The organism is Pseudoalteromonas sp. Z9A5, from assembly GCF_011378875.1.
In the GTDB taxonomy this organism is placed as follows: domain Bacteria; phylum Pseudomonadota; class Gammaproteobacteria; order Enterobacterales; family Alteromonadaceae; genus Pseudoalteromonas.
Genome location: NZ_WTLC01000086.1, coordinates 1 through 2,741 on the forward strand (window position 1 = coordinate 1; position 2,741 = coordinate 2,741).

The following is a 2,741-nucleotide window of genomic DNA, read 5'->3' on the forward strand; positions in this document are numbered from 1 at the left end:
CATAAGACACTCTGCTTGTTTTTCACACTGATAAAAGCCTAGTACTTAGTTAGCCAAACTGCAAACAATTAGGATGGATGTCTAGCTTATTTTTGTGGGGTCTTAGCCATTTTAGCTCTAATAGGATTTAAATCTACATACGCCATACAGGCGGCAAGTGCTGCTTCATCTAATAATGCTTGAGACGTAAAGCGCCCCTCCCACAAAGTTGTATGGAACAACTTTGAACGCCTTAGGCGGCCCGAAGGGTGAGCGCCATGGATGGCAACGAATAAAATCGTCCTGTGCAGTTATCTTCTTTGTTCGCTCTGCGCGCAATACCTTCGTTTAACAACCGCATAAACCAACTGATACTTGATAAGCGCTCTCGGTATTGTTTTACTGTTTGATTAAAAAAGATAAGCTCAGCTTTACTTAGCTTTTCACCCTGTATGTACTTTTGCGTCAGTACGGTGCCTTTACAGAGTTTATGCCAGCGAATAATAATCGCTTTATCATTCAGCCTATTTGCTTTTTTATCATCAATATACAGTACTAAATGGGTGTAGTTACTCATTACTGCGTAAGCGCATACATCAATACAAAATACCGTTGCTAATACAAGTAGCTTATCTTTAACCCAACCTAGTCGATGTTCGTAAGACTTACCTGCAAAGTGGTCTTCACCACACAGAAAGGCACGACGAACACACTGTGAAATACAGTGATAATATTTTGTATCAACCAAACTTACCTGACGCTTTCTTGCAATAGCCATAAAACACCTGCTCACTTTTTAGACTAATTGAAATTTAGTCATTAACCTTAAAAAGTGCAAATTTAGGTTGGGTGTCTAGTTTATTTTCTTCTTGTAAAAACTAAACCACACCCAACTCAACCAAACAAAAATTAAGATGGGTGCCATTGTTATATTTTAAGTGATTAAAACTGCTTAATTAACGTATAAGGTGCATCGGCAGCTAGTCGTGTAACCACATAACCATAGATAGATGCGTAACTTCCACCTTCTACACCATTGGTCATATCCAAGACCATATCTTCAATGCCGTCGTTGTTATAATCGCCTTTTGCCATAACTGTTAACTTTTGAATACCGCCGGCGTTATCATAATAAATAGCTTGGTCTTTATTTAATGGCTCTACCTTTTTAACATGACTCATTTCTTCCCAATTATTTGCTTTTGCTAAATTACGCTCATCATCTTTTGAAATAATTAAAGAGAGCTCTGGAGGCATTTTCTTTGGTAAATTCAAGTTATGTTCAAAGCCTCTTAAATACGAAACATCTGAAGAAGTTAGTTTACTCATAACTCGCCACATTTCACACGTGAGTTTTCTTGCATTTACAACTTTTTGTTCAGAGTATCTAAAAGCTTGATATCCATTTTTTATTTTTTCTGTTAATGCTTCACATGTTTCGACTTTCTCAAACTTGCCCTCAGATGATTCTAACCCAAATTCATAAGACCACCTTTTTGTTTCTAAACTTGGAAAATCTTTAGCTTGGGTTAGGTTAATTTGCTTATCAAAAAAAGCATATGTGCTATTTTCTTTTATAAATGTAGGTTCTATTTTTGAGGTAGCAACACAACCAAAACTCAAGCTTATTAGAATAGATATATATAAAGTCTTCATTTATTTTCCTAATAAATTTTTAACATAAGTATTTCTTTGAGCGCTAACATCCGTTCGTGAACATTCAAGTGCTGCTTTTTCAAAATCATTTGCTTTGATGTGACGATTAAACTTAGGAAAACGGCTTATCAGCCTAGTCATACCTAAATTAAAAATCATGTCAAATAAAGCCAATTTCACATTATCAGAATAACTTTGAAATTCCTGAGTTCCATACACCTGCTTTAGTTCTTTTTCAAAATTATTTATATGATTTTCAACTTGTTTATCCATCAAACTCTCTCCTAACTCTAATGTTGAGTATTTTTTGAAAGCTGTTGCAATCGTATTTTTATCTAGAGACAAACCTTTAAATTTAATAAATTCATCTTCAATTTCTTTTTTCGTAGCAAGAACACCAGTACTTCTTACTACGAAAGCTATTTTTTTAGCTGCTTCAATATCTTTTATTAAATGCCCCACCCCAGCAGTTATATTACCAGTGGTATCCTTATACATATGAGGAATTCGATCTTCATATTTTTCGAGATTGCGTTTTAAAGTAGCTCTTAGCGTTCCAGATACTGGAACAACCGTAACTACTGCGGCACTCGCCAGCTTTTCGTTGATTTTTCTATGGGTGCGTCCATTTGGATCTATTTTTCCATCAGGGCGTACCATATTTACCACTTTGCTTTGAAATAACTTAATAGCAGCTACCGTTTTAGAGTTTTCAGGGCGTGAGCCTAAACGCTTGTCTACAACTAATTTTTTAGTAGGTGCTATAAGAGACAGAAGTGAATTTAAAGCGGTTTGTACTTCTTTTACATCGTCTGGCTTATTTGCGCCGCCAATCCCTACAGATTGGATTAATTTCATTGCTGGCATCGAAGAGTCCTTTTCTTTTGTGTTATGTTGTTTAAGTACAACGTGTTAGTAGTAAACTAACACTCACTATTTAAAGTGGGTGTCTTTGTTATTTTCTTTAAAGTGGGTGTCTTTGTTATTTTAAACCATTAGATTTGATTAAGCCTGCACGTTAACCGCTCATATTTTAAATACTGGATATGCCCAATGTTTGAGCCACAAAGGGTTGGTTATGTGTAAGCATAAACCACAGACTTGTT

General features: G+C 35.6%; 2 protein-coding genes and 1 pseudogene. All 3 read right to left on the minus strand.

Features of this window, described 5'->3' with window-relative positions; all coding sequences use genetic code 11:
* Positions 1–89: 89 nt before the first annotated feature.
* Positions 90–757 (minus strand): annotated as a pseudogene (locus tag GQR56_RS21010) (hypothetical protein); the annotation flags it as partial.
* 164 nt (positions 758–921) lie between these two features.
* The gene (locus tag GQR56_RS21015; RefSeq protein WP_166115299.1) at positions 922–1,635 is read right to left on the minus strand and encodes a hypothetical protein; all 714 of its coding nucleotides are present in this window, start codon (positions 1,633–1,635) and stop codon (positions 922–924) included.
* Positions 1,636–2,502 carry a hypothetical protein gene (locus GQR56_RS21020; RefSeq protein ID WP_166115301.1) on the minus strand — a complete coding sequence of 289 codons (867 nt, stop codon included), beginning with the start codon at positions 2,500–2,502 and terminating at the stop codon, positions 1,636–1,638.
* Positions 2,503–2,741: the final 239 nt, after the last annotated feature.